The sequence below is a fragment of the Mesorhizobium sp. W067 genome (genome assembly GCF_054719525.1).
In genome coordinates this window covers 275,823-302,489 of the sequence record NZ_JBTTII010000001.1, presented here as the reverse complement: position 1 = coordinate 302,489, position 26,667 = coordinate 275,823, and the positions used below count along the sequence as shown (strand labels likewise).

Genomic DNA, 26,667 nt, shown 5'->3' with positions numbered 1-26,667 from the left:
ATGCGTGTCAGTGACGCGGGTGATGCTGACGTTAATTGTCCGGTAACGGAATGAACTCTTCCTCATCTCCAGGAACGATATCGAAGCGGCCCGTCTTCCATTCCTGCTTGGCCTGTTCGATGCGTTCCTTCGACGACGAGACGAAGTTCCACCAGATGTGGCGCGGAGAGCCGAGCGAAGCGCCCCCGAAGAGCATGAAATGGGCGCCGCGCTCGGACGACACGACGATCTCGTCACCAGGCCGGAACACCAGCAGCCGTTCGGCCGGAAAACGGTCGCCCGAAACCGAGACATCGCCGTCCAGCGTGTAGATGGCGCGTTCCTCGGCGTCGGCGGGAATTTTGACGCTGGCGCCGGGCGCCAGCCTCAGATCGGCGTAGAGCGTCTCGGTGTCGGCTCTTACCGGCGAGCGCAGTCCCTGGAAATCGCCGATCACCACGCGGCCGGAAACACCTTCGGCGTCGATCTCGGGCAGAAGGAGCGCGGCCGTGTTCTCGAACACCGGCGCCACTTCCTCCTTGCCGTCGGGCAAAGCCAGCCATGTCTGCAGGCCGGAGACCGACATCGGCGCGCCGCGCAGTTCTTCGGGCGTGCGCTCGGAATGGACAATGCCGCGGCCGGCGGTCATCAAATTCACGTCGCCGGGCTGGATGACCATCTCGGTGCCGAGCGAATCGCGGTGCCTGATATTGCCGTCGAACAGATAGGTGACGGTGGAAAGCCCGATATGCGGGTGCGGGCGCACATCCATCGCCTGGCCGGCGCGCAAGATCGCCGGCCCCATGCGGTCGAAGAAGATGAAGGGACCGACCAGCCGCCGCTTTGCCGTCGGCAGAGCGCGACGAACCTGGAAGCCGCCAATGTCCTTGGCGTTTGGAATGACCATGAGCTCGATCTGGTCGCTGGCGAAGGCATCGCCAGGCTCAGGGTCCTTGCCGGGGAAGAAACTCATCTGGATGTCCTCAGGCGAAGCGGAGCGCCGATTTGGCTTTTGCCTTGGCCGCCACCTCTTCACGATTGCGCGGATGATGCGTGGTTTCCAGCGAATGCAGCAATTCATGCGCCGATTCGGCGATCGCCTCGACGGCACGGTCGAAGGCTGCCTGGTTGCGCTGCGAGGGGCGCGTCGTTCCGCTCAGTTTGCGCACGAATTGAAGGGCGGCGTCGCGGATCTCGTCATGGGTCGCCGGCGGCTCGAAATTGAACAGGGTCTTGATGTTTCTGCACATGCTTGAACTCCTATCTGCTTTATGCCCGCCCCATTCCACTACTCCGCGTCGAGCGGCTCCGTTCCCACCGGTTTGCCATCACGCGACAGCCTGATCTTCTCGACCTTGTCTTCGGCGGCCTTCAGCAGCCGGTCGCAATGGGCCTTCAGCGCCTCGCCGCGCTCATAGATCTTGATCGACTGGTCGAGCGGCACGTCGCCGCGTTCGAGATCATCGACAATCTTTTCCAGCGCGTCGAGTGCCTGCTCGAAGCTCATCGCCTTGACGTCTTCGTTTGCTTCGCCAGCCATACTTTATCCCTTCATCAGCCGCCCGACATGGGCAGCGACCGAAAATGCCAATCCCTGCAGATCGTAGCCGCCCTCGAGCAGGCTGACGAGCCGGTTGCCGCTGTGGCGCCCGGCGCGTTCCAGCAACTGGCCGGTCGCCCAGTCGAAATCGTCCTCGCTGAGGTTGATCTCGGCCAACGGATCGCGATGGTGAGCGTCGAAGCCTGCGGAAATGATGATCAGATCGGGCGCGAAATTGTCGAGTGCCGGCAGGACGCGCGACAGCAAGGCATCGCGAAACATGTCCGAGCCGGTCTGCGGCGCCAGCGGCGCGTTGACGATGTTGCCGGCGCCGGTTTCGTTTTTAGCCCCGGTGCCGGGATAGAGCGGCATCTGGTGCGTCGAACAATAGAGCACCGAGGGATCGTCCCAGAAAATGTCCTGCGTGCCATTGCCGTGATGCACGTCCCAGTCGACGATGGCGACACGCTCGGCGCCGTGTTTCTTCTGCGCGTAGCGGGCCGCGATCGCCGCGGTGTTGAACAGGCAAAAGCCCATGGCCGTGGTCTTTTCGGCATGATGGCCGGGCGGACGCGCGGCGACGAAGGCGTTGGCGACGCTGCCCTCGAAAACATCGTCGACGGCAGCGTTGGCCGCACCGATGGCAGTGACCACCGCCTGCCAGCTTTTCGGGCTGGCGCTGGTGTCGGCGTCGATCGAGGCAATGCCGCTTTCAGGGATCGCGGCGCGGACGCGGGCGACGAAATCCTCGGGGTGGGCGTAGAGGATTGTGGCCTCGTCGCCTTGCGGCGCCGTTACCCGATCGAGTGCGGTGAAGGCCTCGTCGTCGAGCACGCGCTCGATAGCGCGCAAGCGGTCCGGCCGCTCCGGATGACCGGGGGGCGTCAGATGTTCGAGGAAGATCGGATGGGTGTAGAGCCTGGTGACCATGACCCGATATAGGCGCGCCCGGCCGCTTTGACCATGGTTTGACGCCTCACCGCCCCGACGTTCAACAGGGATTACACCCCGGGCGCGGGCTGCGTCCAGCGCGAGCCGCCGAAGGAAGCCACCGCCTTGTCCCTGAGTTCCCTGAACTTGGACGACGCCTCGGCCAGCCGCTGGTCCCATTCGGCGTTCGGCACCTGGCCTTCGATAGTCCTAAAATAGACCTGCATCAGGCAGGCGATGGCGAAGGGTTCGATGAAGGCCGCCTTGAAGGCCCAGGCAAGGAGGATGGCGAGCACGAAGGCCCAGCCGCCGAGCTGCCCCGGTATGAACCACATGATGGCGGCGGCCGGCGCCAGCATCAAAAGGAAGATGACGAAGGACACGGCCCACATGATGACAGCCAGCCAGACCGCGTTCTTGACCATGGTCTTGCCGTTCTGGGCATAGAGCACGACGCCTTGCCGGGCGGTTTCGAAGGGCGACGACGAGTTGATGCGGATGTTGTAGCCGAGGATGATCTCGTCAACATAGGTCAGCGACAGGCGGATCACCGTATTGATGAAAGCGACCGGACCGCCGAGGCCCGGAATGGGCAGGAAGGCGGCGATGCCGCCGATCAGGCCGGTGATGGCGCGGATGGCGCCCTTGACCAGCTGGTCGACCACGAAAAGGATGTTGGCCTCGGCGAAACGCTCCTTCACCACGTCCTTGGCGTAGGCGATCTGGTCCTGCCCACTGGGAACGTCCCGGCCATCGATCAGATGCACCATGACGGCGATATGGCCGGCCTTGACGACGTAGAGGATGTATTCGCGGATCCAGTAGAGCGCGATCGAAACGATGCCGATGCCGACGATGCCGCCCCACAGTGCAAAGGAAAGCGGCCCGTCGGGATCGGTGGAGATATGGCCGACGCCATAGCCGACCGAGGCGCCGCTGCCGGTCGCCACGATATAGGCGAGCGTGATGCCGAAATAGACGATCATGCGAAAGACGATGAATGGCCATGTCCTGATCATGATGGACACCGACCTGCCGATTTCGAAATCCCACATGCGCCCGAATCTCCCCTCAGAGATGGACGGCGAGGATGAACCCGGGCCGGGAATTGTCAATCTCGGCAAATGCCGGGTCTCGGCCGACCAGATTTCAGGCCGGCTGCGAACCCTGTTTTTTGAGAAGGCCTTCAAGCAGTTGCTGGAAGGCTGCCACCACGGTCTTCGACGTCGCTTCGGGGTCGTTCGAATTGGCGATGCGCTGCGCCGCCTGGCTGCTGGCGCCGTTGATCAGCCGGGCGGCGGTTTCGGGGTCGACGCCGGGGACGACCACCCCCTCCTGCTGCAGAGCCGTCAGATGATCGGTCATCGAGCCGACGCAGGCATTGGCGTTCGGCCATTGCGCCGGATCGCCGAGCACAGCCGGACCGTCGCGAAACATGATGCGCTGGATTTCCGGCTCCAGCGCCATCTCGATATAGGTCGTGCATTCGTCGACGAAACGCTGCCAGCGGCTTGGCGCCCGCGACGCAATCTCATGGATGCGGACGGCCATCTCGCCATCGATTTCGGCGATGACGGCCTGCAGCAGGCCCTTCTTGTCGCCGAAATGATGATAGAGCGCACCGCGCGTCAGCCCGGCCGAGGCGGTGAAATCATCCATCGAGGCCTCGGCATAGCCGATCGTGCCGAAAGCGTGGCGGGCCGCCGTGATCAGCTTGGCGCGCGTTTCGGCAATCATCTCCTTGCGGGGTCTGTGCATGGTTCTGGCCTTATTCATATACGCTTCGTATGCCAATTGACATACGCGGCGTATGGATTACATACATTCATACGCATCGTATGTAATTGTCGAATTGGCCTTTGTCGAGGAGCCAGCCATGCAAAACCCATACTCGGAAATCTTTCGTGCCCCTGGAGCCAAGGGGTTTGCCGCCGCGGGCTTCCTCGCGCGGCTGCCGATCGCCATGGCGCCGATCGGCATCGTGGCCATGCTCTCGCAGACACGTGGCGAATACTGGCTGGCGGGAGCTGTCTCGGCGACTTTCGCGCTGAGCAACGCTTTCGTGGCGCCGCAGATATCACGGCTGGTCGATCGCCTTGGCCAGACGCGGATCGTGGTTCCGACCACCATCCTCACCGTGCTCGCCTTCGCGGTGCTGATTGCCGCAGCCAATCGGGACTGGCCGGTGTGGACGCTGTTCGTGTCGGCGCTGGCGGCCGCCGCCATGCCCAGCATGCCGGCCATGGTGCGCGCGCGCTGGACAGAGATTTTCCGCGGCCGGCCGCAGATGAACACCGCATTCGCCTTCGAGTCGGCTGCGGACGAACTGGTCTATATCGCCGGCGCGTCGCTGTCGGTAGGCTTGAGCGCCGCGCTCTTCCCCGAAGCCGGCGTCCTGGTGAGCACGGTGTTCCTCGCCCTTGGCTCGACCGCCTTCATCCTGCAACGCTCGACCGAACCGCAAGTGCGGCCGGTGGACCATGTCTCCAGCGGCTCGGCAATCCGCTTGCGGCCGGTGCAGATCATCACCTTCGCCCTGATCTTCGTCGGCGCCACCTTCGCGACGACGGAAGTGAGCACGGTGGCGATCACCAAGGAACTCGGCCAGCCCGGCGCCGCCAGCCTCGTCATCGGCGTCTATGCCCTGGGATCGTTCGCGCTTGGCCTCGTCGTCGGTGCGCTCAACCTGAAAGCGCCGCTGCAGCGCCAGTTGGCCCTCGCGGTCGCCCTCGTTGCGCTCGGCACGCTGCTGCCGCTCACCGCCGACACGGTGCCGCTGCTGGCGCTGACCGTTTTCATCAGCGGCGTGGCGATCTCGCCAACCTTCATCACCGCCTTCGGCCTGATCGAACGCCACGTGCCGGAAGCGATGCTGACCGAAGGCATCACCTGGGTGATGACAGGCATCGGCATCGGCATGGCGCTCGGTTCGTTTGCCGCCGGTGCGGTGGTGGATGAATTCGGCGCCCGCAACGGGTTCTGGGTCTCGGTGGCGGCCGGCGTCATCGCATTGGTCACGGTGTTGCTGGGCCAGCGCAGCCTGGCCACCCACACATGCGAGCTGGACGGATGCGACGCGGCCGCCGTTCCCGCGGAGTAAGGACGCGGCCTGACGTTCGCTTTGGAGACCACCGCAAACGTTCGGAATTAGGTGAGGCCTCTGGCGTCGTCATCCACGGGCGAAGCGGGAGCGAAGCGGACGCGCAGACCCGAGGAGCCATTCCGTTACCGTAGGGTGCAGCGGAGCAGAATTCTGCACCGTTGCAACGCGTCGAAGTCGCGGCATGGATCCTATGGTCTGCGCCGCGTCGCTTCGCTCCTTGCTTCGCCATAGGATGACGAACGCGTGGAGCCTTCAGCAAATCGCAGAAGCAGGCGACCTGCCCGCGCAATTTTTTCGGCAGCGTCGCTCTTGCGCGACGAACTAGATAATCTCGGTCTTGGCGATATGTATGCCAAAGCCTTCAAGCCCGACATAGTGGCGCTCGCGCGAGGCGATCAGGTTGATCGAGGAAATGCCGAGGTCCTTCAGGATCTGGGCGCCGAGGCCGATTTCTCGCCACTCGTTCTCACGGCGGCGGGCCTCTTCGTGGTCCTCACGGTCGGCACTCATCGGCCGGTTGCGCTCCTGATGGGCGACGCCGACCGAACCCTCTCGGAGGTAAACGATGACGCCGCGCTTGCGTTCGCCCATCGCCTTCATAATGGCGTCGAGCCGGTGGCTGGTGCCGAACACGTCGGTCACCACATCCTCGGAATGCAGCCGCACCGGGACGTCCTCGCCGTCACGGATGTCGCCGAAAACGACCGCGACATGGTGCATGGAATCCCAAGGCAGCGTGTAGGTGAAGACCTGCGCCTTGCCGCCGAGTGTGTCGATTTCGGAGCAGGCGACGCGTTCGACCAGCGTTTCCTTGCGCTGCCGGTAGGCGATGAGGTCGGCGACCGAGACCTGCTTGAGGCCGTGTTCCTCGGCAAAGCTCGCAACCTGCGGGCCGCGCTTGACGGTGCCGTCGTCATTGACCAGCTCCGAGATCACGCCAACCGGCGGCAGGCCGGCAAGTCTGCACAGGTCGACGGCGGCTTCGGTATGGCCCGAACGCATCAGCACGCCGCCTTCCCTCGCGATCAGTGGAAAAATGTGGCCGGGCCGCACGAAATCCGAACCGCCGACATTGCCGTTGGCCAGGTTGCGCACGGTCAGCGTGCGGTCCTCGGCCGAAATGCCGGTGGTGGTGCCATGCTTGAAATCGACGCTGACGGTAAAGGCCGTGGTGTGGGCGGAATCATTGTCGGCGACCATCGGCTGCAGATTGAGCCGCTTGGCCTCCTCGCGCGGCATCGGCGTGCAGACGATGCCGGAGGTGTGACGGATGATGAAGGCCATTTTCTCCGGGCTGCAATGCACGGCGGCAACGATCAGGTCGCCCTCGTTCTCACGCCCGTCATCGTCCATGACGACGACGATCTCGCCGCGCTCGAAGGCGCGGATGGCTTCGACGATTTTCTTCTGATCGTATGGCATTGGCTCGCTTCGCTCGCAGGGAATAGGGGTTGGGCAGTAGGAGTTAGGGAAGGAAGGATGGGCTGGCCTATTGCCTAATCCCTACTGCCTAATCCCCGGCCTGTCTGTCCCCGGTGCCGCAGATAATGGTCGGCGATGACGCAGGCAACCATGGCTTCGCCGATCGGCACGGCGCGGATGCCGACGCAGGGGTCGTGGCGGCCCTTGGTCATGACGTCGACGTCGTTGCCGTCCTTGTCGATGGATTTTCGCGGCGTCAGGATCGACGAGGTCGGCTTGACGGCGAAGCGGGCGACGATCGCCTGGCCGGTCGAGATGCCGCCCAGAATGCCGCCGGCATTGTTGGACAGGAAGACCGGCTTGCCGTCATTGCCGATGCGCATCTCGTCGGCATTCTGTTCGCCGGTGATGCGGGCGGCTTCGAAACCGTTGCCGATCTCGACGCCCTTGACGGCGTTGATCGACATCAGGCCGGACGCGATGTCCTGGTCGAGCTTGGCGTAGATCGGCGCGCCAAGTCCGGCGGGCACGCCGTCGGCGACGATCTCGATCACCGCGCCGACCGAGGAGCCGGATTTGCGGATGCCGTCGAGGTATTGCATGAAGACGGGAACGGACGCCGGATCGGGGGTGAAGAACGGGTTTTCGGCGTCACCGATAAAATTCCAGTTCCAGTTGGCGCGGTCGATGGATTTCTCGCCCATCGAGACCAGCGCGCCGCGCACCACCATGCCGGGCACCACCTTGCGCGCCAAGGCGCCGGCCGCCACGCGAGCGGCGGTCTCACGGGCCGAAGAACGGCCGCCGCCGCGATGGTCGCGCAGGCCGTATTTGACGTCATAGGTGTAGTCCGCATGGCCGGGGCGGTACTGGCGGGCGATCTCGCCATAGTCCTTGGAGCGCTGGTCGATATTCTCGATCAGCATCGAGACGGGCGTGCCGGTGGTGATCATCGACTCGCCGTCCTCGTCGAGGATGAAGCCGGACAGCACCTTCACCTCGTCCGGTTCGCGGCGCTGCGTCACAAAACGTGACTGGCCGGGGCGGCGCTTGTCGAGTTCGGCCTGGATTTCGGCCCGTGTGAAGCGGATGCCGGGCGGGCAGCCATCGACGACACAGCCGAGCGACGGGCCATGGCTTTCGCCCCAGGTGGTGACGCGGAAGAGATGGCCGAACGTGTTGTGAGACATGAATTTTAGCCCTGCCCGGCAGCGGACCGGATCAAAGGTGCGTTCTATTGGCGTTTTCCACAGCGGTCAAACTGTGATCCGGCGGTTTTAGTTTTGACACATTCGGTTGGTTTCTGCTCTCTTCCATCCGCCCGTTGAAAGCTCGCCGCCATCCGTGCAGGCGCAATGACAAAGAGGACGACGATGCGTACCCTGATTGGCGCTGCTGCCGCCATGTTGCTGATTTCCACCGCCGCCTATGCCGGCCAGACCGAAGGCCTGATCAAGAAGGTCGACAAGGACGCGCTGACGCTGACGCTGGAGGACGGCAAGTCCTTCAAGCTCAACGCCGAGACCGATCTCGATTCGCTGAGACCGGGCATGGATATCGTCATTGCCTATGACGTGACGAATGGCGAGAACGTCGTCACCGACATGGAACTGCCCGACACCGAGTAACACCGACATCGCACAGGCCCTTGCCGTTCGGCGGAGCCCTGCCCGGATAAACAGGACGGTCGTCCTGTTTTTATCTGCTCGAACCTAAAGCCAATCCAGACGCCCGTCCTGCAGCCTGAGCACCCGGTCCTGCCGCACTTCCAGGTTTGCCGCTTCGTGTTCGGAAACACCCTTGACCATCCGAAACAGGGTCCGCACGACGCCACCATGCGTGACGCAGACCGTCTGGCGGTCGAGCGCGTCGAACCACGGCTTCACCCGTTCGAGCAGCATCTGGTAGCTTTCGGCGCCCTCGCCCGGCGGCTGGAAATTCCATTTGTTGCGCCGTCGCGCCTTCGCCGAGCCCGGCATTCGCGCATCGAGTTCGGCATAGGTAAAGCCCTGCCAGTCGCCAAAGTGCACCTCGACCAGACGCGGGTCGGTGCGGTAGGCATCGGGATCGAGTTGCATCGCCAAGCGTAGCCGCTGCATCGTCTCGCGCGTCCGCTTCATCGGGCTGGCGACAAAGTCGAAATCCTCAGGATTCTGGATCAGTTCGGCCAGCCGCCGTCCATTGCGGGTCGCCTGCTCGCGGCCGAGCGCGTTGAGATCGGTGTCGGCCTGGCCCTGCAGCCGCGACTCGGCATTCCACTGCGTCTGGCCATGGCGCACGATGTAGACGAGCGGAACCATCAGGTCTTCCGGAAATCAGGACAGGCAGGCGGAAACCGCGGCAGAACTATTCCTTGACGGTCGAAATATCCGGCGCGTCGACCGCCTTCATGCCGACGACGTGATAGCCGGAATCGACATGGTGCACCTCGCCGGTGACGCCACGCGACAGGTCCGACAGGAAATACACGGCGGAATCGCCGACTTCTTCCTGGGTGACGGTCTGCTTCAGCGGCGAATTGTATTCGTTCCACTTGAGGATGTAGCGGAAGTCGCCGATGCCCGAAGCAGCCAAGGTCTTGATCGGCCCGGCCGAGATGGCGTTGACGCGGATCTTCTTGCCGCCGAGGTCGACGGCGAGATAGCGCACGCTGGCTTCGAGCGCGGCCTTGGCGACACCCATGACGTTGTAATGCGGCATGACCTTTTCGGCGCCGTAATAGGTCAGCGTCAGCAGCGAGCCGCCATCGGTCATCAACGCTTCGGCGCGCTTGGCGATGGTGGTGAAGGAATAGACCGAAATGTCCATGGTGCGCAGGAAATTGTCGCGCGTCGTCTCGACATAGCGTCCGGTCAGTTCGTCCTTGTCGGAAAAAGCGATGGCATGGACGAGGAAATCGAGCTTGCCGCCCCAATGCTTGGCGACATTGGCAAACACCTCGTCGAGGCTCGCCGGATCGGTGACATCGCAATGACCGGCGACAAAGGCGCCCAATTCCGCAGCCAGCGGCTCGACGCGCTTCTTGAACGCCTCGCCCTGATAGGTCAGCGCGATCTCGGCGCCATGGTCGACGCAGGCCTTGGCGATGCCGTAGGCAATCGATCTGTTGTTGGCGACGCCCAGTATAAGGCCGCGCTTGCCGGCCATAAGGCCCTGTCCACCCGCCATGTCAGCGCTCTCCGAAAGATTTTCTGCTTTGGAGTGCCTATCGCACAGGCAGAAAGGCGCATCAAGCGCAGACGGGGCGCGCGTTCAATTCAGACACTCGGCGTGACAACGAATGGGGGATAATAACGTTGTTGTGAGATTCGAACGCCTCACTGCGGCCAGCGCGCCTTGACGGCCCAGGCCCGGCCGACCAGCCGAATCGGCTGGTCGGCAACGCATCGGCCCTATCCAGCCATTTTGCGCCAGGGAATGAGCATTCCCACCTGCTTGCGGTAGAGGCGGTACTGGTCACCGAACATCGCGACGAGATCGCGTTCCTCGAGGAAGATGCCGAGCAGGATGTAGCCGGTGCTGCCCGCCGCGAACAGAAGATGGCCCCATGTCATGGACGGCGTCGCCCAGAAGGCCAGGAGAAAGCCGACATAGAGCGGGTGCCGGACCCATTTGTAGAACAGCGGCGTCCTGAACACGGGCGGCGCCGGTTCGCTCTTGCGCAAAGCGGCGAGAACCTGGCGCAGGCCGAACAGTTCGAAATGGTTGATCAGAAAGGTGCTGGTCAACAATACCGCCCAGCCGAGCCAGAACACGCCATGGATGACGGCGACCCAGACCGGGTTCTCGACCGTCCAGACGAGACCGGGAATCGGCCGCCATTGCCAGTAGAGGAGCAGCAGGATGAGGCTGGCCAGAAGCACATAGGTGCTGCGTTCGGCCGCGTGCGGGACAATCCGTGTCCACCAGCGCTTGAAAACCGGCCGCGCCATGATGCTGTGCTGGGCGGCGAAAAGACCGAGCAGCAGCGCATTGACGATGACGGCTTCGGCCGGACTTCCAGCGACTCCGGAATCGATCGATTTCGGCACGACCATGTTGCCGACGAAACCGACCGCATAGAGAAACGAACCGAGAAAAATCAGGTATGCGGCAACGCCGTAGATAAGGGTGATTACGCCCGCCATGAGTGCCCTCCATGCAAGCATCAGGATTCGGTCGGTCGACCGAATTCAGCGTCAAAAACCATAAATTTTCTGGCGAGTCAACTTGATCGGTCGCTCGACCGAGATAGAGTGGAGGGACGTCCAGCCCCGGACAGGAGAAGCTATGATCCGCCCAGATTGCATCGCTACCAGCGGCAGCCACGCCGCATGACGGACGCTGCCGAAGCCGTTACCCCGCCGCAGAACAAGCAAAAGCGCGACACGCGCGCCGAACTGATTTCGGCTGCCGAGTTATGCCTCCATCGAGGCGGTTATGCCGATCTGTCGACGCGCCGCGTTGCCGAGATCGCCGGCGTTCCGCTCAGCCAGATCCATTACCATTTCGGCTCCAAGGAACGGCTGTTCCTGGCCCTGCTCGACCATCTGAACGAGGGCCTGCTGAAGCGCCAGGCGGAGACTTTTGCGGCACCTATGCCGCTGTGGCAACGCTGGGAGCGCGCTTGCGATTTCCTCGACGATGATCTGGCGTCCGGCTATGTCCGGATCCTGCACGAGATGATCGCGGCAAGCCTGTCGAGCCCCGAGATCGCCAAGGCGGTGCGCCGCGACCTGCGCGGCTGGTTCGAACTGCTGGACGGACTGGCGCAAGAGGCGGAGCGGCGGTTCGGCGGCCTCGGGCCATTCTCCGCCGCCGAAGTGACCAGCCTGGTCAGCGCCGCATTCCTCGGCAGCGAGACGATGATCCTGCTTGAGATCGAGAGCCCGCATGTCCCGGTGCGGCAGGCGTTGCGCCGCTTCGGCGAAACCATCCGGCGGATGGAGGAAGCAGCGCCCGGCAGCTAGCCAGCCAAGTCGGGCCGCGTCAGCCTTTGCGGCTGCGCATCAGCGCTTCGAGTTCGCTGTCGCCGCCTTCCGGCAGCATGATGCGGACATGGGCGTAGAGATCGCCATGGCCACCCGCTTTTTCCGGCAAGCCCCTGCCCTTCAGGCGCAGCACCTTATCGGAGCTCGACCAGGCCGGAATGTTGACCGCCAGCCTGCCGGTCGGCGTGTCGACCGGCACCTTGGCGCCCAGCACCGCGTCGGCCAACGCTACCTCCAGATCGGCATGCAGGTCACGGCCCTCGATGCGGTAGCGCGGGTGCCTGCGGATACGGATCTTGACCAGCGCATCGCCCGGCTGTCCCGGCCCCTGCTCGCCCTGGCCCTTCAGCCGGATGGTCTGTCCGTCCTCGACATAGACCGGCAGCTTGACCGCAATCTTGCGGCCGTCGGGAAACATCGCCGTCACCTTTTCGGCGGTCGCTATCTCCTCGATGGTGACGTCGAGCGTGACGTTCAGATCGGCGGCGGTCGCCTGCTGGCGGCGGTCGCCTGTTCCGGCGCCACGCGCGCCTGAAAAGGCGTCGCCGAAAATCTGGCTGAAGATATCGCTGTTGCCGTCGAACGGATCGCCGCCCGGACGCCCCGATCGGAATTCGAAGCGCGAGCCGCCGGCGCCCTGCTGGCGGCGGAAGCCGCCGAACGGATCGCCGCCGCCGGCCGCGCCCTCGAAGCCCTGGAATTTCGGTTTGCCGTCGGCGTCGATCTCGCCGCGGTCGAAGGCCGCACGGTTCTTCTCGTCGCCGACGACCTCATAGGCCTGATTGGCGGCGGCAAAACGGTCCTTGGCCTTTGGATCATTCGGATTCTGGTCCGGATGATACTTCTTGGCGAGCTTGCGGTAGGCCGATTTTATGTCCTTGGCCGATGCGTTCTTGGCAACGCCCAGCACCTCATAGGGGTCGCGCATGCGTCCTGCCCTGGAAAATGAGTTAAATCCACGTTGGCCCTTATATGCGCTCCCATAGGAAGAAATTCCAGTGGCGCGCAGGCTTATCGAGGCTGAAATTGCGGCGCCCGAAAACCCTGGAAAATCAGAGCGGTTTGAAGTCCTGCATGTGCCAGCCGCCGGCCGCGGCGATGCACAATTGGCCCTTGAACAAAGTGACGCCGTCGAAGCTCTCGCGCGAGGCGGTAAAGCTGCGGCAGGCCTGGCCGTTGTCCTGCACTTCGGCGAGTTCAGTGATGGAGCCGCGCGAGCCGGTGTCGGCATTCGCCCAGGGCACGGCCTGGCCGCGAAGCTCCTCGATGTCGGCCGAAGACACCGCATTGCCGATCGTGGTCTGGTCGGAAGCGCTGTCGGCGTCCGTCGATGTCACCCTGGCCGGCGCGCTTGAGGTGACGATGGAACGATCGACCTCGGCCTTTTCCAGGCTGAAGCCGCCGGCGCCGCAGGCGGCAAGCGGCAGTGCGATAATCACGATCACGGCTTTCGAACTGGCCGAAGCGATAACGCTCCATTGCCCGCTGTCAAAAGCTTGCGCGATACGCGACAATCGGCAACCTCCTGAAGCTCGAGACAATTTGAGAAAAACTATGAGTGACACTGAGTTAACAAGTAGTGACTTTACCGAAGCCGCCGAGCCGTTCCGGCTCTTTGCCGAGTGGCTGGAGGACGCCAAGAAAAGCGAAATCAACGACGCCAACGGCGTAGCACTTGCAACCGTCGATGCCGACGGCATGCCGGATGTGCGGATGGTGCTGCTCAAGGGTTTCGATGAAAGCGGCTTTGTCTTCTACACGAATTTCGAGAGCGCCAAGGGCCGCGAGATTCTTGGCAGCATGAAGGCGGCGATGTGCTTCCACTGGAAATCGCTGCGCCGCCAGGTGCGCATACGCGGTCCGGTGGAGATCGTCAGCGACGCTGAAGCCGACGCCTATTACGCGACGCGGCCGCGCGGCAGCCGGATCGGCGCATGGGCTTCGAAACAGTCGCGGCCGCTGGAAAGCCGCTTTGCCCTGGAGAAGGCGGTGGCCGAATACACGGCGCGCTACCCTATCGGCGAAATCCCGCGGCCAAAGCACTGGTCGGGCTTCCGCATCGTGCCGCAGGCGATCGAGTTCTGGCACGACCGGCCATTCCGGCTGCACGATCGGCTGGTCTTTTCGCGCAACGCCGAGGGCGGCTGGGACAAGACACGGCTTTATCCCTGAGGATAGGTTCAGGCCTTCTTCCTGGTCATAAACGCCGTCAACGCGGCGCGCGCTTCGTCGGACTTCAGCCGCTCGGAGAAATGCTCGCTCTCCACCTTGATGCGGGCGACAAGCTCGTCGCGCGGGGCGCGCATCAGGTCACGCGCAATCTTCAGCGCCTGCGGCGGCTTGGCGGCGATCGCGCCGGCCGCGGCGAGTACCGCGGCTTCTAGCCCGCCCTCCTCGACCACCTCATAGATCAGGCCGGCGGCCTTGGCGCGTTCGGCGGAAAAACCTTCGCCGAGCCCAAGCAGCGCGAAGGCGCCCTGCCTGCCGAGGATGAGCGGCGCCAGCAGGCTGGAGCCCGCCTCCGGCACCAGGCCGAGGTCGACGAATGGTGTGCGGAACACCGTGCGCGGCGTGGCGAAAGTCAGGTCGCAATGCAAATTGAGCGTGGTGCCGATGCCGACGGCAATGCCGTCGACGCCGGAGACCATCGGCTTCTCCGTTTTGGCCAGCGCCATCAGGAAGTCCCAGACCTCGTTGCCGCCTTCACCGCCGGTGGCGATGACCAGGAAATCGGCGAGATCGTTGCCGGAAGAGAAGGCGCCTGAAACACCGAGGAAGACATGGACGCGGACCGCCGGATCGGCATCGCCATCGGCCAGCGCCTTGGACATTGTCGCGTACATGGCGCGCGTCAGTGCGTTCTTCTTGTCGGGACGGTTCATGCGGATGATCTGGATGGCGCCCTGGCGCTCGACGAGAATATGGTCTGTCACGGTCATTCTTCCCTGGTGAGCGCTCTGGTATTCAGGCCGTTATCAGCGCCTTGCCGGCGGTAGCGAGGCTCTCGGCGCCATCGATGACGCGTTCCTTCAAGGCGCTGACTTCGCCGAGCAGGTTTTCGGCGAAAAAGCGGCAAAGGGCGATGCGGCTCTGCTGGGCAAGTCCGCCACGCGCCAGATAAGCGCCGCCGGCAGCAAGCGAGATCAGCCTGAGATAGGGGGTCGCACCGGCTTGCGCTTCGTCCAGACGGCCGTCGGCCAGCAGCTTCTGCAGGAAGCGCGTCGCCTCGGTGAGATCGTCGAACGCCTGGTCAAGCGCTTCGGCGGTGCGGCCGAAGCCCTGCAGGTTCGAGGTCCGCACCTCGTCGGCGATGGCCTTCAGTTCGGCGATATAGCCATGCACATGCTCGCCGCCGCCAAGCGGCAATTTGCGGGCTACAAGGTCGATCGCCTGGATGCCGTTGGTGCCTTCATAGATCGGCGCAATGCGGGAGTCGCGATAGAGCGCGGCCGCGCCCGTCTCCTCGATGAAGCCCATACCGCCGTGGACCTGGACGCCGAGCGATGCGACATCGACGCCGATATCGGTGGAAAAGGCCTTGGCCAGCGGCGTCAGCAGATTGGCGCGATCGCGCCAATGCGCGGCCTCCTCGCCTGTCGACACACGCGCAAAGTCGATGGCATAGGCGCAGGAATACGAGATGGCGCGGGCGATCTGGGTCAAAGCCTTCATGGTCAAGAGATTGCGCTGCACGTCGGGGTGATGGACGATCGGCGCCATCCCGGCGCCTGAAAAGTCCGATGCCTTGCCCTGGCGGCGCTCATTGGCATAGGCGATCGCCTTCTGTGTCGCGGCTTCCGCCACCGCCACGCCCTGCATGCCGACGCAAAGCCTCGCGTTGTTCATCATGGTGAACATGCAGGCGAGCCCCTTGTTCTCCTCGCCGATCAGCCAACCGATGGCGCCGGGCGGAGCACCCTGGAACCCGTCGCCATAGATCATGGTGCAAGTCGGCGAGGCATGGATGCCGAGCTTGTGCTCGAGGCCGGAACAGAAGACGTCGTTGCGGGCGCCAAGCGAGCCGTCATCATTGACCAGGAATTTCGGCACCAGGAACAACGAAATACCGCGCGTGCCGGCCGGTGCGTCGGGCAGCCGCGCCAACACCAGATGGATGATGTTGTCGGTGAAATCATGCTCGCCATAGGTGATGAAGATCTTTTGGCCGAAGATGCGGTAGGTGCCGTCGCCGGCAGGCTCGGCGCGGCTGCGCAGGGCTGCGAGATCGGAACCGGCCTGCGGCTCGGTCAGGTTCATCGTCCCCATCCACTCGCCGGAGACGAGCTTTGCCAGATACTTTGCCTTCAGCGCTTCGGAGGAATGCTTGTCCAGCGCCTCGACGGCGCCCATGGTCAGCGTCGGGCCGATGCCGAAGGCCATGGCGGCGGAGTTCCACATTTCGAGCGCGGCCATGCCCAACATGGTCGGCAGGCCTTGGCCGCCAAATTCTTCCGGCCCCGACAGCGCGTTCCAGCCACCGTCGATCCAGCTGCGGTAAAGCGCCTTCCAACCGGGCGGCATGGTCACGGCTGCATCCTTCAGCATCGCGCCGTGTTCGTCGCCGATCTTGTAGAGCGGCGCCACCTCCTCGCTGGCGAAGCGGCCGGCCTCGGCCAGGATGGCGTCGACAAGGTCTTCGCCGAGGTCCCCGAACGCGCCGCTGTCGAGTGCCGGCTTGAGCCCGGCGACATGCTTGAGCGTGAACGAAATGTCGTCGACCGGGGCCTTGTACATGCCGCTTCTCCTCCGCTGCTCCGACCGCTCGATCCTAGGACCCGGGCCGATGCAAAACCACCCGCCTCTGGGCGGCCTCCGGCTTTCTTTTTACGTAAACGTCAAACTTTGTCACGCGGATTTTGTAGCGAACTCCGTCGTCCACGGGTGGAGCGGGAGCGTAGCGGACGCCGAGTACCATGTCGCGACCTCGCGCTAGGGGCGCAACGGTGCAGAATTCTGCGCCGTGGCAACGCTTCGAAGTCGCGGAATGCATACTATGGTCCGCGCCGCGTCGCTTCGCTCCTTGCTTCGCCATAGAATGAAGAAGTCGCGAGAGCGACAGGACTCCTGCCCGAAAGCACTTCCTTAACCATACCGGTCCACCATCGGTGTTTGGTCAGCGGGGGTCCCCTGTTTGAAAACGCCGGCGCATATTCTTCGCCGCTCAGCGATCGCTCTCGCGGCGATGATGGCGCTGATATCAGCGGCTACAGCCTCGGACTTTTCCGAGCCTTGGCGGGATGGCGACCGCGCGCTGGTAGTCGACGCCTATGAATACAATTCCATCGATTGGGCGCAGCTCGCCACCGACAAGCGCGTTGTCGGCTTCATCAACAAGGCCTCCGACGGGTTGCCGCCGCCCTATTTCTGTTATGGCGACGAAACCACGGTCAAACTCTGCAAGACGCTGTGGAAACGCTTTGCGGTGACGCGCGAGCTGTTCCAGACGCGCAAGGTGGTGGCCAAGGCGCTCGGGCTGAAATGGGGCGCCTATCATCTTGCCCGCCCCGGCAATCCGCTCGAGCAGGCCAACAGTTTCATCGATTTCGCCGAACCGGCGCCGGACGATCTCCTGGCCCTCGACCTCGAAGGCAACGACCCCTCGCAATGGATGTCGCTGGACGATGCCGAGGAATTCGTGCGCCAGGTGCACCGGCGCCTCGGCCGTTTCCCGATCCTCTACACCAACGGCAAGACCGCCCAGTACATCGCCGACAACCGCTATCAATACCGGCTGTTGTCGCGGCTGCCGCTCTGGTATGCGCGCTACAAGCCCGACATCGACGTGCATTTTCCGATGGGCAACTGGCAGGGCTATGCGCTGTGGCAGTTTTCGGCGCAGGCCAATTGCGGGCGCCTGCGCTGCCCCTACCGCGTCGCCGGCACGCCCAACGACATCGACGTCAACGTCGCGCCGATGGACGCGGCGGCACTGCGCCAGCAATGGCCCTTCGGCGGCCTGATCGACGTGCCGCCCGACTACCTCGCCTCGATACCGGTGCCGGTGTCGCGCGCGGCCGGGCTCGCCGGCAAAGTCACCATCACATACGCCGATGTGGCGACGCCACCGACGGTCGAGGAAATGGTGGCGGTGCTCGGCGCGCGCTGGCAGACATTCCGCGCCGCCTTCCGCATGCCGGTGGTCAAGACGGTGCCGCGCCGCGCGCGCTTCGGCATTGCCGAGTATGTCGCCTGGAAGCGAACCACGTATCGTTCGGAGGCTCTGCTCGAGGCCGCCTTCTCGCAGGCCGCCGACCCGGTCAGCACCGCTTCGACGGAACTGGTTCGCGAGCGCTGAGGCTCAGGTGGCGCTGGCTTTCTCCCGCGCCACCGCCTGCCAGCCTATGTCTCGGCGGCAGAAGCCTTGCGGCCAGTCGATACGGTCGAGCGCGGCGTAAGCGCGGCTTTGCGCTTCGCCCACCGTCTTGCCTGATGCCGTGACGTTGAGCACGCGGCCGCCATTGGCGACCAGCGCGCCGCCATTGATGGCGGTGCCGGCGTGGAAAATCTCAACACCATCGCCGGCCGCCTCTTCCAGCCCGCGGATGACCGAGCCTTTTTCCGGCGTCCCGGGATAGCCCTGTGCCGCCATCACCACGGTGAGCGCGGCATCGTCGCGCCAGCGGATCGAACTGTGCGCCAACTGGCCGTCGACGGCGCCGTTGAGCAGCACCAGCAGATCGTCCTTCAGCCGCATCATCAGCACCTGACACTCGGGATCGCCGAAGCGGGTGTTGTATTCGATCAGCTTCGGCCCTTTGTCCGTGATCATCAGCCCGGCGAAGAGAATACCGGCGAACGGCGCCCCAAGCTCGGCCATGCCGCGCATGGTCGGCTCGACGATCTCGCGCATGGTGCGCTCGACCATTTCGGGGCTCATCACCGGCGCCGGCGAATAGGCGCCCATGCCGCCGGTGTTGGGGCCGGTGTCGCCGTCGCCGACGCGCTTGTGGTCCTGCGCGGTGCCGAAGGGCAGTGCCGTGGTGCCGTCGCACAAGCAGAAGAAACTCGCCTCCTCGCCGGTCATGAATTCCTCGACCACGACCTCGGCACCGGCGTCGCCAAAGGCGCCGTCGAAACAGGCATCGAGCGCGGCTTGCGCCTCATCCAGCGTCATGGCGATGGTGACGCCCTTGCCGGCGGCAAGCCCGTCGGCCTTGATGACGATCGGCGCGCCGACCTTTTCGACATAGGCTTTCGCCGAGGCAAGATTGGTGAAGCGGCCATAGGCGGCGGTCGGGATGTCGTATTTGGCGCAGAGGTCCTTGGTGAAACCTTTCGAGCCTTCGAGCCTCGCTGCGCGCTTCGACGGGCCGAAGACGCGGATGCCTTCGCCGCGCAGGTCATCGGCAATGCCGGCGACTAGCGGGCCTTCCGGCCCGACGACGACGAGGTCGATCGCGTTGTCCTTGCAGAAGCTGGCAACAGCGGCATGGTCGGCGATGTCGAGCTTGACCAGTTCGGCCTCGTGGGCGATGCCCGGATTGCCGGGCGCGGCATAGAGCCTGGTCAAAAGCGGCGAGGCCGCGATCTTCCAGGCCAGGGCATGTTCGCGGCCGCCGGAGCCGATCAACAAAACGCGCATGCCGATGTCCCTTGTCATTTCACGACAGGGACTGCGCTATTGCCCCGGGCGGCGCGGGTCAAGAGTTTTACCTTGCGCCATACCGGTTGCGCACGGGAACGTCGCGCCGAGAGCACGGCGTCCCCGGCCGGTATCAGCTCTGGAAGACGACCGGGAACCAGTCCTCGCGCAGTTTCTGGCCGGGCTTCATGTCATGGCCGGGATAGGGCGGCGAGGTACGGCCGGGGCGCTCGACATAGCGCGCATCGTCGCCGACCCAGCGCAGCGACAGCGCCCGGCGACGCGCCGCGGTCGGATTGCCGCGCGCACCATGCGCGGTGCGGAAGTCGAACAGGATGGCGTCGCCCGGCTCCATCTCCCATTCGAGCACCTTCAGCGACGGGTCCTTGTCTGGATCCGGCACGGGCAGATAATCGCCCTCGCCGGCATAGAAATTGCTGTCATCGAGCCAGCGCACCGGCAGGATCATCTTGTCCCATTTGTGCGAGCCGGCGATCAGCCGCAGCGTCGCTTCCTTGACCGGATCGATCGGAATCCAGAAGCTGACGGTCTGGGTGCCATCGACGAAGTAATACGGGATGTCCTGGTGCCAAGGCGTCGGCTTTTGCGTGCCCGGTTCCTTGACCAGCACATGGTCGTGGAAGAACTGGGCGCTGCGCGACTGCATCGCCGCTGCCGCGAGTTCCGCGGCCGGGGAATTGCGCACCACGTCGACGAATTCGGGAATGCGCTCCCAATTGCAGTAATCGTCGAAGAAGCTGCCCTTGCCGTTGGCGATGTCCGAAGCCGTGGCGCTGCGGTTTTGCATGTTGCGCTCGATGCCGGCGGCGATGGTGCCGACCCAGTCCTTGAAGGCGCCGCGTATGCAGACCGCGCCGTCGCGCTGGTAGTCGGCAATCGCTGCGGCATCAATATGTCTGGCGGCCATCTCATGTCTTCCCTGTTTCGATGACCGACTATCGCAGTCGCCGCACATCGCGTAAAATAATAACTTCTCATCTCTCTTATAGCTTTACTCTATGAACCTGACCCTCACCCAGCTGCGTTACCTCGTCACTGTTGCCCGTCACGGCAGCGTCACCGCGGCCGCGCGGATGCTGAACGTCTCACAGCCGTCGATCTCGGTGGCGATCGACAATGTCGAAGCGACGCTCGGCCAGAAACTGTTCGTGCGCCAGCGCGGCAGCGGCATCGCGCTGACCTCGTTCGGCCGCAGCGCGGTGGCGAAGGCAAAGCAGGTGCTGGCCGAAGCGGACGAACTGGTTGGGCTCGGGACGCGCGACGCCGATGTCGGGGGCGAACTTGTGCTCGGCTGTTTCGAGGATCTGGCGCCCTATTTCGCGCCGGCGCTGATCCGCGCTTTTTCGCAACGCTGCCCGGCGGTCACCGTGGTGGTCCGCGACGAGACCTTCGAGACGCTGGGCCGGCGGCTCGGCGATGCGGCAATCGATCTCGGCCTGACCTACGATCTCGGCCTGCCCTCGCACTTCGCCCGCATCCTGCTGCATGAGCTGCGGCCACACGCGCTTCTGCCGCAAGGCCACGCACTGGCCAGCCAGGCGAGCGTCAGCCTGGCGGAGCTGGCGACCCATCCCTTGATCACCACCGACCAGCCGCATAGCTGGCAGCATATGCTGGACCTGTTCCTCAGCCGCGGCCTGTCGCCGGTCTCGCAATCGACGGCGAGTTCGTTCGAACTGCAGCGCAGCATGGTCGCCAACGGCTTCGGCGTCGCGGTGAGCTACACCAGGCCCTATGGCGACAGGAGTTATGACGGGCTGCCGCTGGTCTGCAAGCCGCTGTCCGATCCGCTGCCGATGCAGCGCATCATCCTCACCCATGACACAAGGCAAAGGCTGTCGAAGGCGGCGCTGGCCTTCACGGAGGTGGCGAAGGAATGGTTTGCCAGCCACGATATTTTCACCGCCTGAGCGACAATGCGGCCGCTTGACGGCGCACGCCGCTGCTGCCACTCCAGCACGATGGAAACCATCCAGTCGAAAGCCGCACAGGGCCGCGTCGCCGACGCGCCGAGCGGCCATTGGGTCTACAAGATATTGCCGCGCTGGCTGTGGCCTTACGCGCAGCTTGCGCGCTGGGACCGGCCGATCGGCTGGCAATTGCTGCTGTGGCCCTGCTGGTGGTCGGCAGCGCTTGCGGCCAGCGCCTATCCGCGCCCGACCGACCCGTTGCTCACATTGCTGCCGTCGCCGTGGGTCCTGTTCCTGTTTTTTGTCGGCGCCGTCGCCATGCGCGGCGCCGGCTGCACCTATAACGACATTGTCGACCAGGACATCGACAACAAGGTCGAGCGCACCCGTTCGCGGCCCCTGCCGGCCGGCAAGGTGACGCGCCGCCAGGCCTGGATATTCCTGGTCATCCAGGCATTGGTCGGCCTCGTCGTGCTGTTGCAGTTCAACGACTTCGCCATTCCGCTCGGCATCGTCTCGCTGGTGATCGTCGCCGTCTACCCCTTCATGAAGCGCTTCACCAACTGGCCGCAATTCGTGCTTGGTCTCGCCTTCTCCTGGGGCGCGCTGATGGGCTGGGCGGTGGAGTTCGGCGATCTCGATGGCTCGGCCATCATGCTCTATATCGGCTCGATCCTGTGGGTGATCGGCTACGACACCATCTACGCGCATCAGGACAAGGAAGACGACGCTATCGTCGGCGTGCGCTCGACAGCGCGGCTGTTCGGCGACAACACCAAGACCTGGCTGGTCGGGCTTTATGGCGGCACGCTGGTCTGCTTTGCCATCGCCTTCGCCTCGGTGCAGGCGCCGGTGGTGGCGCTGGCCGGGCTGATCGCCGCCGGCGCGCATATGGCGCGGCAGATAGCGGTTCTGGATATCAACGATCCCGATCAATGCCTGCGGCTGTTCAAATCGAGCAACCAGGTCGGCTGGCTGATCTTCCTCGGCCTGATCGGCGGTGCGCTGTGGGTGGCGCTGAAGCCGCTGGTGTAGGCTCCCTCTTCCTTCTCCCCTTGTGGGAGAAGGTGGATCGACGCGCAGCGCCGAGACGGATGAGGGGTGCTCCAGCGGAGTGAGGCGTTGGCGTTCCCTGGAACACCCCTCATCCGTCTTGCCGCTTCGCGGCAATCCACCTTCCCCCACAAGGGGAGAAGGAAGAGGAGCGCTCTATTCTCTCGAAATAATCTCCTGGCCATCAATAACCAGCCTCAGCCCGAGGTCGCCGGCCCTGCGGCGGGCGAGGAAGCGCGGGCGGCGCGTGGTCGAGACCCGGCCCTTGCGGCGATCCTTGGCCGGCAGCGCCTTGATGGCGGCGCCGAGCGATTCCTCAAGCGTGCGGGCAATGCCGTCGGATTCGATCAGCAGCATCTGCAGCCGGTAGGCGTCGGCCCAGGCGCGCCAGTCGGCGGCGACGTCGTCGAGATCGTCGGCCACCAGCAGCGGCACCGACAGCATCGGGTCGTTGTGCAGGAGTTCGAGGGTTACCGTGACATTGCCTTGCGCATCCTCCATCGCGCGGGCGGCGACGCCGCGAAACGCGTTGGCGGGCAGCGCGATGATCGCCGGCACGCCGCTCATCTCGAGCGTGCGGCGGATGACGGCGCCGCGCTGGTCGATGGTGAAGGTAACGTCGCCATAGTCGTCGCGCGTGGCATAGCTCACCACTTGCGGCAGGCGGAATGGGTCGAGGCGCATGTTGCGCCCGGCCCAGACGGGCTTCAATACACTGTTCATCTGCTGCCTTCCTGTGTTTCTCCTGAGAGCCGCTTTCACGGATCCCACCGGGCCAGTTTTCCCGGCCTCGTTGTGTGAAACATTAGCGCGAGCTTCTGCCGCGCGGCTTAAGAAAGTCAGTTAAATTTTGCTGATCTCAGGCGATGGTTATCGGAATGAGACCAGCCACAAAATGTTGAAAGGATCAGATAACCTTACCGGGATTCATGATGCCGGCCGGATCGAAGACGGCCTTCACCCGGCGCATCAGTTCGATCGCCATTGGCGGCGCGGTGGCGATCAGTTCGTCGCGCTTCAACTGGCCGATGCCATGCTCGGCCGAGATCGAACCGTGGAAGGAGCGCACGACATCGTGCACGGCATGGTTCATGGCGTGGTAGAGGCCGAGAAACGCTTCGTCGTCACCGCCCTCCGGCCGGGAGATGTTGTAGTGCAGATTGCCGTCGCCCATATGACCGAAGCAGACCACGCGCGCCTGCGGACTGACCGAAGCCACTGCACCGGCCGCCTTTTCGATAAACGCCGGGATGGATGCCACCGGCACCGAAATATCATGCTTGATCGAAGCACCTTCGGGCTTTTGCGAATCCGGCAGCACCTCGCGGAAGTTCCAGAACGCGTCGCCCTGCGCCAGGCTGGCCGCGATCACCGCGTCGCCGACGATGCCTTGCTGGAGGCCTGCCGACAGCACTTCTTCGATCAGCCCCCTGGCGTCCTCGGCCGAACGGCCCGACGACACCTGCATCAACACATACCATGGCCAATCCTGCGCCAGCGGCCGCGTGACGCCCTGCGCATGGCGCAGCGTGAAATCATACGGACGCCGGCCGATCAGCTCGAAGGCGGTGAGTGCCGCCCCTGCCCGGTCCATCGCCAGGCTGAACAGCGAAAGCGCTGCTTCCGGCGACGACAGGCCGGCAAAGGCCACTTCGCGCCCCTTGGGCTTGGGAAACAGTTTCAGCACCGCTGCGGTGATGATGCCGAGCGTGCCTTCGGCGCCGACGAACAGGTTCTTCAGATCGTAGCCGGTGTTGTCCTTCTTCAATTTGCGCAGATCGTCGAAGACCTCGCCGGTCGGCAGCACCACTTCGACGCCGAGGCAGAGTTCGCGCGCATTGCCATAGGCAAGCACGCCGGTGCCGCCGGCATTGGACGAGAGATTGCCGCCGATCTGGCAGGACCCTTGCGCGGCGAGCGACAGCGGAAACAGCCGGTCGGCGGCATCGGCCGCTTCCTGCAGCGTCTGCAGGATAACGCCGGCCTCGACGGTTACCGTATTGGAGAAGACGTCGATCTCGCGAATGCGGTTCAGCCGCGACAAAGAAAGCACGATCTCGCGGCCGGATGCGTCAGGCACCTGGGCGCCGACCAGCCCGGTGTTGCCGCTTTGCGGCACGACCGGCGTTCCCGTCTCGCTCGCCAGCCGCATGATACGGCTCACCTCGTCGACGCTGCCGGGACGCAGCACCAAGGCGGTCCTGCCATGCCACAGACCGCGCCGCTCGGTAAGATACGGTGCAATATCGGCTTGGTCGCTCAGTGCATATTTTTCGCCGACAATGGCAGTGAAGCGGTCGATGAGGGCGGGATCGAGATCGAAGGGGGAGTCGTTCATGGGCGCAAACTATGGCGCTCAGTCGAGCTTGTCACGGGGGGCAGCGGCACGAAACAGCCGATCGTTGATCGCCTCGCCGAGCCCATCGAACGGGATCGGCTCGACGGCGATCGTCGCCGCACCGCTGCGGTCGAGTTCCTGCAAATACGCGAACAGATTGCTTGCGGCTTCGCGCAAATCGCCTGATGCCGACAGGTTGCGCAAGGCGGCCGCCGCTTGCCAGCCTTCGGCGCGGCGGACGCCAAAGGCCAGCAAGGCCTCGCCTTCAACCACGTTTTGCGCGTCGAGCCGCACCGCGGCGCCCGGCGCATAATGCGACGCCAGCATGCCGGGCGCCTCGATGCCGGCCGTCGCGCCGCGCTGCAGCTTGAGGCCGGTGACGGCCTCGATATCGCCGGCAGCGATGCCGCCTGGCCTCAGCAGCCGCACGCTGTTGCCTTCGACCTTGACGATGGTCGATTCCAGCCCGACCGGGGTGGCGCCGCCATCGACCACCAGCCGGATTTTGGCGCCGAGATCGGCCGCCACGGCTTGCGCCGTCGTGGCGCTTATCTTGCCCGAAGAGTTCGCGCTGGGCGCGGCCAGCGGCCGGCCGAGCCTGGCGATCAGCTCGCCGCCGAAGCCCCTCGGCATGCGGAGCGCGATCGTATCGAGCCCGGCGGTGACCAGCGGATGGATGCCGTTGCCGGGTCGGAGCGGCAGCACCAGCGTCAGCGGCCCCGGCCAGAACGCCTCGGCCAGCCGCTTCGACAGCGGGTCGAAGATCGCAATGCGCTCGGCCATCGCGAGATCGGCGACATGGGCGATCAGCGGGTTGAAGCGCGGCCGGCCCTTGGCTTCGAAGATGCGGGCGACGCCGACGCCATTGGTCGCGTCGCTGGCCAGTCCATAGACGGTCTCCGTCGGGATAGCGACGACGTCGCCGCCCTCGAGCAGCGCCAACGCCTGCTCCATCGCTTCGCCGACGGATAGTATCTCAGCCACTCGCTTCACCTCACAGGCACCGGACCTAAAGCGCGTCGCGCTGAACCGGATTCATGCGACGCGCTTTAGGTCTTTGTTTTGATGCATGTCGTTCTCTCAAAACCGGGGCCACTTTTGAGCGACATGCATTAGAGCGGTTCAGCGGTTCGCTGAAACGCTCTAAGTATTTGTTTTTGCGCAATTCCGGACGGAAAACCGCTACTCACTTTTCCTGGAATTGCTCTAATACGGCAGTGGTTTTCGGGCAAGCCGGCGTTGGCGAATTATCAATGCCTAAAATGCTACGTTTCCCTGCAAGCCGGCATCAATCCACTGGGGTTAAGGCTATTTGCGGTTAGGGCTGGCGGCTTGTCGGGCAAGGGGACGGTTTCGATGTCGATGCGTGTGCTTGGAGCGCTTGGTTTCACCCTGGCGGCGATGACCGGTGGGGCGCACGCCTCGTCGATCGTCTTTCTCGGCGTCTCGACCTCGACGCCATCGGTCATCAAGGTTGGCGGATCCGAACCGGTCAGGATCGCTTCGTCGCCATCGATCGTCGCGCTCGGCGATGCCCAGCCCGATGTGACTTATGAAAAGGTCGCGGCGATCCCCGAAAAGCCTAGGCAGGATCCGATGATCATTCGCGGCGGCGTCGTCGGCGGTGCCTTCGCCGCGCCGGCTCCGGCCAGTGCGAGCACTTCAGCGCCGGCAGCGGAGACGACGGCAGAGACCGCACCAGCAGGAACTGCAACGGCATCGAACGGCAAGCCCGAGTCGCAACCGGCAGCGCCGCAGCCGGCAGCAACACCGCAGCAGCCGATCGAGGGCGTCGGCAAAGCCGAGTAGGCCATTCAGC

General features: G+C 64.1%; 28 protein-coding genes. 8 read left to right on the top strand and 20 right to left on the bottom strand.

Features of this window, described 5'->3' with window-relative positions; translation table 11 throughout:
* Nucleotides 1-31: 31 nt before the first annotated feature.
* From ACYG97_RS01375 to ACYG97_RS01350, 6 genes are all read right to left on the bottom strand, one after another.
* Nucleotides 32-952 carry a pirin family protein gene (locus tag ACYG97_RS01375; protein WP_023687141.1) on the bottom strand — a complete coding sequence of 307 codons (921 nt, stop codon included), beginning with the start codon at nucleotides 950-952 and terminating at the stop codon, nucleotides 32-34.
* A 10-nt stretch (nucleotides 953-962) separates the two neighbouring features.
* Nucleotides 963-1,229 (bottom strand): DUF2277 domain-containing protein, encoded by a 267-nt coding sequence (locus tag ACYG97_RS01370; RefSeq protein ID WP_023668432.1) that lies wholly within the window; start codon nucleotides 1,227-1,229, stop codon nucleotides 963-965.
* A 38-nt stretch (nucleotides 1,230-1,267) separates the two neighbouring features.
* Nucleotides 1,268-1,519 (bottom strand): exodeoxyribonuclease VII small subunit, encoded by a 252-nt coding sequence (locus ACYG97_RS01365; RefSeq protein WP_023668433.1) that lies wholly within the window; start codon nucleotides 1,517-1,519, stop codon nucleotides 1,268-1,270.
* A 3-nt stretch (nucleotides 1,520-1,522) separates the two neighbouring features.
* The gene (locus tag ACYG97_RS01360) at nucleotides 1,523-2,449 is read right to left on the bottom strand and encodes a histone deacetylase family protein (protein WP_023685412.1); all 927 of its coding nucleotides are present in this window, start codon (nucleotides 2,447-2,449) and stop codon (nucleotides 1,523-1,525) included.
* A 71-nt stretch (nucleotides 2,450-2,520) separates the two neighbouring features.
* Entirely contained in the window at nucleotides 2,521-3,504 is a 984-nt protein-coding gene (locus ACYG97_RS01355; RefSeq protein ID WP_023698510.1) for a hypothetical protein, read from the bottom strand.
* A gap of 94 nt (nucleotides 3,505-3,598) precedes the next feature.
* Nucleotides 3,599-4,207, bottom strand: a complete 609-nt coding sequence (locus ACYG97_RS01350) for a TetR/AcrR family transcriptional regulator (protein WP_023732099.1) — start codon at nucleotides 4,205-4,207, stop codon at nucleotides 3,599-3,601.
* A 118-nt stretch (nucleotides 4,208-4,325) separates the two neighbouring features.
* Between ACYG97_RS01350 and ACYG97_RS01345 the strand changes: the two genes are divergently transcribed.
* The gene (locus ACYG97_RS01345) at nucleotides 4,326-5,549 is read left to right on the top strand and encodes an MFS transporter (RefSeq protein ID WP_023732100.1); all 1,224 of its coding nucleotides are present in this window, start codon (nucleotides 4,326-4,328) and stop codon (nucleotides 5,547-5,549) included.
* A 324-nt stretch (nucleotides 5,550-5,873) separates the two neighbouring features.
* Here the strand turns inward: ACYG97_RS01345 and ribB are convergent, their stop codons facing one another.
* Both ribB and aroC read right to left on the bottom strand, forming a co-directional pair.
* Complete coding sequence (gene ribB, locus ACYG97_RS01340; RefSeq protein ID WP_023732101.1) at nucleotides 5,874-6,974, bottom strand: 3,4-dihydroxy-2-butanone-4-phosphate synthase; 1,101 nt, start codon at nucleotides 6,972-6,974, stop codon at nucleotides 5,874-5,876.
* 74 nt (nucleotides 6,975-7,048) lie between these two features.
* The gene (gene aroC, locus ACYG97_RS01335; protein WP_023749360.1) at nucleotides 7,049-8,164 is read right to left on the bottom strand and encodes a chorismate synthase; all 1,116 of its coding nucleotides are present in this window, start codon (nucleotides 8,162-8,164) and stop codon (nucleotides 7,049-7,051) included.
* A gap of 183 nt (nucleotides 8,165-8,347) precedes the next feature.
* On the opposite strand from aroC, the gene ACYG97_RS01330 reads away from it, so the two are divergent.
* Nucleotides 8,348-8,602, top strand: a complete 255-nt coding sequence (locus tag ACYG97_RS01330) for a DUF1344 domain-containing protein (RefSeq protein WP_023732103.1) — start codon at nucleotides 8,348-8,350, stop codon at nucleotides 8,600-8,602.
* Between the two features lie 84 nt (nucleotides 8,603-8,686).
* Here ACYG97_RS01330 and ACYG97_RS01325 read toward each other — a convergent pair whose 3' ends face one another.
* The 3 genes from ACYG97_RS01325 to mddA form a co-directional block, all read right to left on the bottom strand.
* Entirely contained in the window at nucleotides 8,687-9,274 is a 588-nt protein-coding gene (locus tag ACYG97_RS01325) for a histidine phosphatase family protein (protein WP_023732104.1), read from the bottom strand.
* Nucleotides 9,275-9,320: 46 nt separating this feature from the next.
* The gene (gene fabI / locus ACYG97_RS01320; RefSeq protein WP_023727494.1) at nucleotides 9,321-10,142 is read right to left on the bottom strand and encodes an enoyl-ACP reductase FabI; all 822 of its coding nucleotides are present in this window, start codon (nucleotides 10,140-10,142) and stop codon (nucleotides 9,321-9,323) included.
* Nucleotides 10,143-10,366: 224 nt separating this feature from the next.
* Nucleotides 10,367-11,101 carry a methanethiol S-methyltransferase gene (gene mddA / locus ACYG97_RS01315; RefSeq protein WP_023698505.1) on the bottom strand — a complete coding sequence of 245 codons (735 nt, stop codon included), beginning with the start codon at nucleotides 11,099-11,101 and terminating at the stop codon, nucleotides 10,367-10,369.
* Nucleotides 11,102-11,287: 186 nt separating this feature from the next.
* On the opposite strand from mddA, the gene ACYG97_RS01310 reads away from it, so the two are divergent.
* On the top strand, nucleotides 11,288-11,923 hold the full coding sequence (locus ACYG97_RS01310) for a TetR/AcrR family transcriptional regulator (protein WP_023692089.1): 636 nt from the start codon (nucleotides 11,288-11,290) through the stop codon (nucleotides 11,921-11,923).
* A 19-nt stretch (nucleotides 11,924-11,942) separates the two neighbouring features.
* Here ACYG97_RS01310 and ACYG97_RS01305 read toward each other — a convergent pair whose 3' ends face one another.
* Nucleotides 11,943-12,872 (bottom strand): DnaJ C-terminal domain-containing protein, encoded by a 930-nt coding sequence (locus tag ACYG97_RS01305; RefSeq protein WP_023692090.1) that lies wholly within the window; start codon nucleotides 12,870-12,872, stop codon nucleotides 11,943-11,945.
* A 124-nt stretch (nucleotides 12,873-12,996) separates the two neighbouring features.
* Nucleotides 12,997-13,458, bottom strand: coding sequence for an RT0821/Lpp0805 family surface protein (locus ACYG97_RS01300; RefSeq protein ID WP_023732106.1), 462 nt, complete (start codon nucleotides 13,456-13,458; stop codon nucleotides 12,997-12,999).
* Nucleotides 13,459-13,486: 28 nt separating this feature from the next.
* Between ACYG97_RS01300 and pdxH the strand changes: the two genes are divergently transcribed.
* A complete protein-coding gene (gene pdxH / locus ACYG97_RS01295; protein WP_081725434.1) occupies nucleotides 13,487-14,116 on the top strand; it encodes a pyridoxamine 5'-phosphate oxidase in 630 nt (209 codons plus the stop codon).
* Between the two features lie 8 nt (nucleotides 14,117-14,124).
* On the opposite strand, the gene ACYG97_RS01290 is transcribed toward pdxH, so the two are convergent.
* The gene (locus ACYG97_RS01290) at nucleotides 14,125-14,877 is read right to left on the bottom strand and encodes a crotonase/enoyl-CoA hydratase family protein (RefSeq protein ID WP_023709883.1); all 753 of its coding nucleotides are present in this window, start codon (nucleotides 14,875-14,877) and stop codon (nucleotides 14,125-14,127) included.
* Nucleotides 14,878-14,908: 31 nt separating this feature from the next.
* Nucleotides 14,909-16,678 carry an acyl-CoA dehydrogenase family protein gene (locus ACYG97_RS01285; RefSeq protein ID WP_460221550.1) on the bottom strand — a complete coding sequence of 590 codons (1,770 nt, stop codon included), beginning with the start codon at nucleotides 16,676-16,678 and terminating at the stop codon, nucleotides 14,909-14,911.
* Nucleotides 16,679-17,126: 448 nt separating this feature from the next.
* Here ACYG97_RS01285 and ACYG97_RS01280 point away from each other — a divergent pair, with 448 nt between their 5' ends.
* A complete protein-coding gene (locus ACYG97_RS01280; RefSeq protein ID WP_033003791.1) occupies nucleotides 17,127-18,239 on the top strand; it encodes a glycoside hydrolase family 25 protein in 1,113 nt (370 codons plus the stop codon).
* A 3-nt stretch (nucleotides 18,240-18,242) separates the two neighbouring features.
* Here the strand turns inward: ACYG97_RS01280 and purD are convergent, their stop codons facing one another.
* Both purD and ACYG97_RS01270 read right to left on the bottom strand, forming a co-directional pair.
* Nucleotides 18,243-19,526 (bottom strand): phosphoribosylamine--glycine ligase, encoded by a 1,284-nt coding sequence (gene purD, locus ACYG97_RS01275; RefSeq protein ID WP_023732108.1) that lies wholly within the window; start codon nucleotides 19,524-19,526, stop codon nucleotides 18,243-18,245.
* A 133-nt stretch (nucleotides 19,527-19,659) separates the two neighbouring features.
* Nucleotides 19,660-20,454, bottom strand: coding sequence for a phytanoyl-CoA dioxygenase family protein (locus tag ACYG97_RS01270; RefSeq protein WP_023706642.1), 795 nt, complete (start codon nucleotides 20,452-20,454; stop codon nucleotides 19,660-19,662).
* Nucleotides 20,455-20,545: 91 nt separating this feature from the next.
* On the opposite strand from ACYG97_RS01270, the gene ACYG97_RS01265 reads away from it, so the two are divergent.
* A complete protein-coding gene (locus tag ACYG97_RS01265; protein ID WP_023732109.1) occupies nucleotides 20,546-21,457 on the top strand; it encodes a LysR family transcriptional regulator in 912 nt (303 codons plus the stop codon).
* 51 nt (nucleotides 21,458-21,508) lie between these two features.
* Nucleotides 21,509-22,492, top strand: a complete 984-nt coding sequence (gene ubiA, locus ACYG97_RS01260) for a 4-hydroxybenzoate octaprenyltransferase (protein ID WP_023732110.1) — start codon at nucleotides 21,509-21,511, stop codon at nucleotides 22,490-22,492.
* Between the two features lie 174 nt (nucleotides 22,493-22,666).
* On the opposite strand, the gene ACYG97_RS01255 is transcribed toward ubiA, so the two are convergent.
* The 3 genes from ACYG97_RS01255 to ACYG97_RS01245 all read right to left on the bottom strand — a co-directional run bounded on the left by ACYG97_RS01255 (nucleotide 22,667) and on the right by ACYG97_RS01245 (nucleotide 25,832).
* Nucleotides 22,667-23,233, bottom strand: coding sequence for a DUF6101 family protein (locus ACYG97_RS01255; protein WP_023684357.1), 567 nt, complete (start codon nucleotides 23,231-23,233; stop codon nucleotides 22,667-22,669).
* A 184-nt stretch (nucleotides 23,234-23,417) separates the two neighbouring features.
* Nucleotides 23,418-24,848, bottom strand: a complete 1,431-nt coding sequence (locus tag ACYG97_RS01250) for an FAD-binding oxidoreductase (protein ID WP_023732111.1) — start codon at nucleotides 24,846-24,848, stop codon at nucleotides 23,418-23,420.
* A gap of 18 nt (nucleotides 24,849-24,866) precedes the next feature.
* The gene (locus ACYG97_RS01245) at nucleotides 24,867-25,832 is read right to left on the bottom strand and encodes an L-threonylcarbamoyladenylate synthase (protein ID WP_023732112.1); all 966 of its coding nucleotides are present in this window, start codon (nucleotides 25,830-25,832) and stop codon (nucleotides 24,867-24,869) included.
* 372 nt (nucleotides 25,833-26,204) lie between these two features.
* On the opposite strand from ACYG97_RS01245, the gene ACYG97_RS01240 reads away from it, so the two are divergent.
* The gene (locus ACYG97_RS01240) at nucleotides 26,205-26,657 is read left to right on the top strand and encodes a hypothetical protein (RefSeq protein ID WP_023732113.1); all 453 of its coding nucleotides are present in this window, start codon (nucleotides 26,205-26,207) and stop codon (nucleotides 26,655-26,657) included.
* The last annotated feature ends 10 nt before the right edge of the window (nucleotides 26,658-26,667 follow it).

Coding starts and splice junctions, on each gene's coding strand:
- ACYG97_RS01305 (WP_023692090.1), bottom strand. CDS start 12,872: ATGCGCGACCCCTATGAGGTGCTGGGCGTTGCCAAGAACGCATCGGCC.
- ACYG97_RS01285 (WP_460221550.1), bottom strand. CDS start 16,678: ATGTACAAGGCCCCGGTCGACGACATTTCGTTCACGCTCAAGCATGTC.
- ACYG97_RS01280 (WP_033003791.1), top strand. CDS start 17,127: ATGATGGCGCTGATATCAGCGGCTACAGCCTCGGACTTTTCCGAGCCT.
- ACYG97_RS01350 (WP_023732099.1), bottom strand. CDS start 4,207: ATGCACAGACCCCGCAAGGAGATGATTGCCGAAACGCGCGCCAAGCTG.
- ubiA (WP_023732110.1), top strand. CDS start 21,509: ATGGAAACCATCCAGTCGAAAGCCGCACAGGGCCGCGTCGCCGACGCG.
- ACYG97_RS01325 (WP_023732104.1), bottom strand. CDS start 9,274: ATGGTTCCGCTCGTCTACATCGTGCGCCATGGCCAGACGCAGTGGAAT.
- ACYG97_RS01370 (WP_023668432.1), bottom strand. CDS start 1,229: ATGTGCAGAAACATCAAGACCCTGTTCAATTTCGAGCCGCCGGCGACC.
- ACYG97_RS01255 (WP_023684357.1), bottom strand. CDS start 23,233: ATGAACAGTGTATTGAAGCCCGTCTGGGCCGGGCGCAACATGCGCCTC.
- ACYG97_RS01310 (WP_023692089.1), top strand. CDS start 11,288: ATGACGGACGCTGCCGAAGCCGTTACCCCGCCGCAGAACAAGCAAAAG.
- ACYG97_RS01375 (WP_023687141.1), bottom strand. CDS start 952: ATGAGTTTCTTCCCCGGCAAGGACCCTGAGCCTGGCGATGCCTTCGCC.
- mddA (WP_023698505.1), bottom strand. CDS start 11,101: ATGGCGGGCGTAATCACCCTTATCTACGGCGTTGCCGCATACCTGATT.
- ACYG97_RS01345 (WP_023732100.1), top strand. CDS start 4,326: ATGCAAAACCCATACTCGGAAATCTTTCGTGCCCCTGGAGCCAAGGGG.
- ACYG97_RS01265 (WP_023732109.1), top strand. CDS start 20,546: ATGAACCTGACCCTCACCCAGCTGCGTTACCTCGTCACTGTTGCCCGT.
- aroC (WP_023749360.1), bottom strand. CDS start 8,164: ATGTCTCACAACACGTTCGGCCATCTCTTCCGCGTCACCACCTGGGGC.
- ACYG97_RS01240 (WP_023732113.1), top strand. CDS start 26,205: ATGTCGATGCGTGTGCTTGGAGCGCTTGGTTTCACCCTGGCGGCGATG.
- ACYG97_RS01330 (WP_023732103.1), top strand. CDS start 8,348: ATGCGTACCCTGATTGGCGCTGCTGCCGCCATGTTGCTGATTTCCACC.
- ACYG97_RS01365 (WP_023668433.1), bottom strand. CDS start 1,519: ATGGCTGGCGAAGCAAACGAAGACGTCAAGGCGATGAGCTTCGAGCAG.
- fabI (WP_023727494.1), bottom strand. CDS start 10,142: ATGGCGGGTGGACAGGGCCTTATGGCCGGCAAGCGCGGCCTTATACTG.
- ribB (WP_023732101.1), bottom strand. CDS start 6,974: ATGCCATACGATCAGAAGAAAATCGTCGAAGCCATCCGCGCCTTCGAG.
- ACYG97_RS01355 (WP_023698510.1), bottom strand. CDS start 3,504: ATGTGGGATTTCGAAATCGGCAGGTCGGTGTCCATCATGATCAGGACA.
- ACYG97_RS01250 (WP_023732111.1), bottom strand. CDS start 24,848: ATGAACGACTCCCCCTTCGATCTCGATCCCGCCCTCATCGACCGCTTC.
- ACYG97_RS01270 (WP_023706642.1), bottom strand. CDS start 20,454: ATGGCCGCCAGACATATTGATGCCGCAGCGATTGCCGACTACCAGCGC.
- purD (WP_023732108.1), bottom strand. CDS start 19,526: ATGCGCGTTTTGTTGATCGGCTCCGGCGGCCGCGAACATGCCCTGGCC.
- ACYG97_RS01360 (WP_023685412.1), bottom strand. CDS start 2,449: ATGGTCACCAGGCTCTACACCCATCCGATCTTCCTCGAACATCTGACG.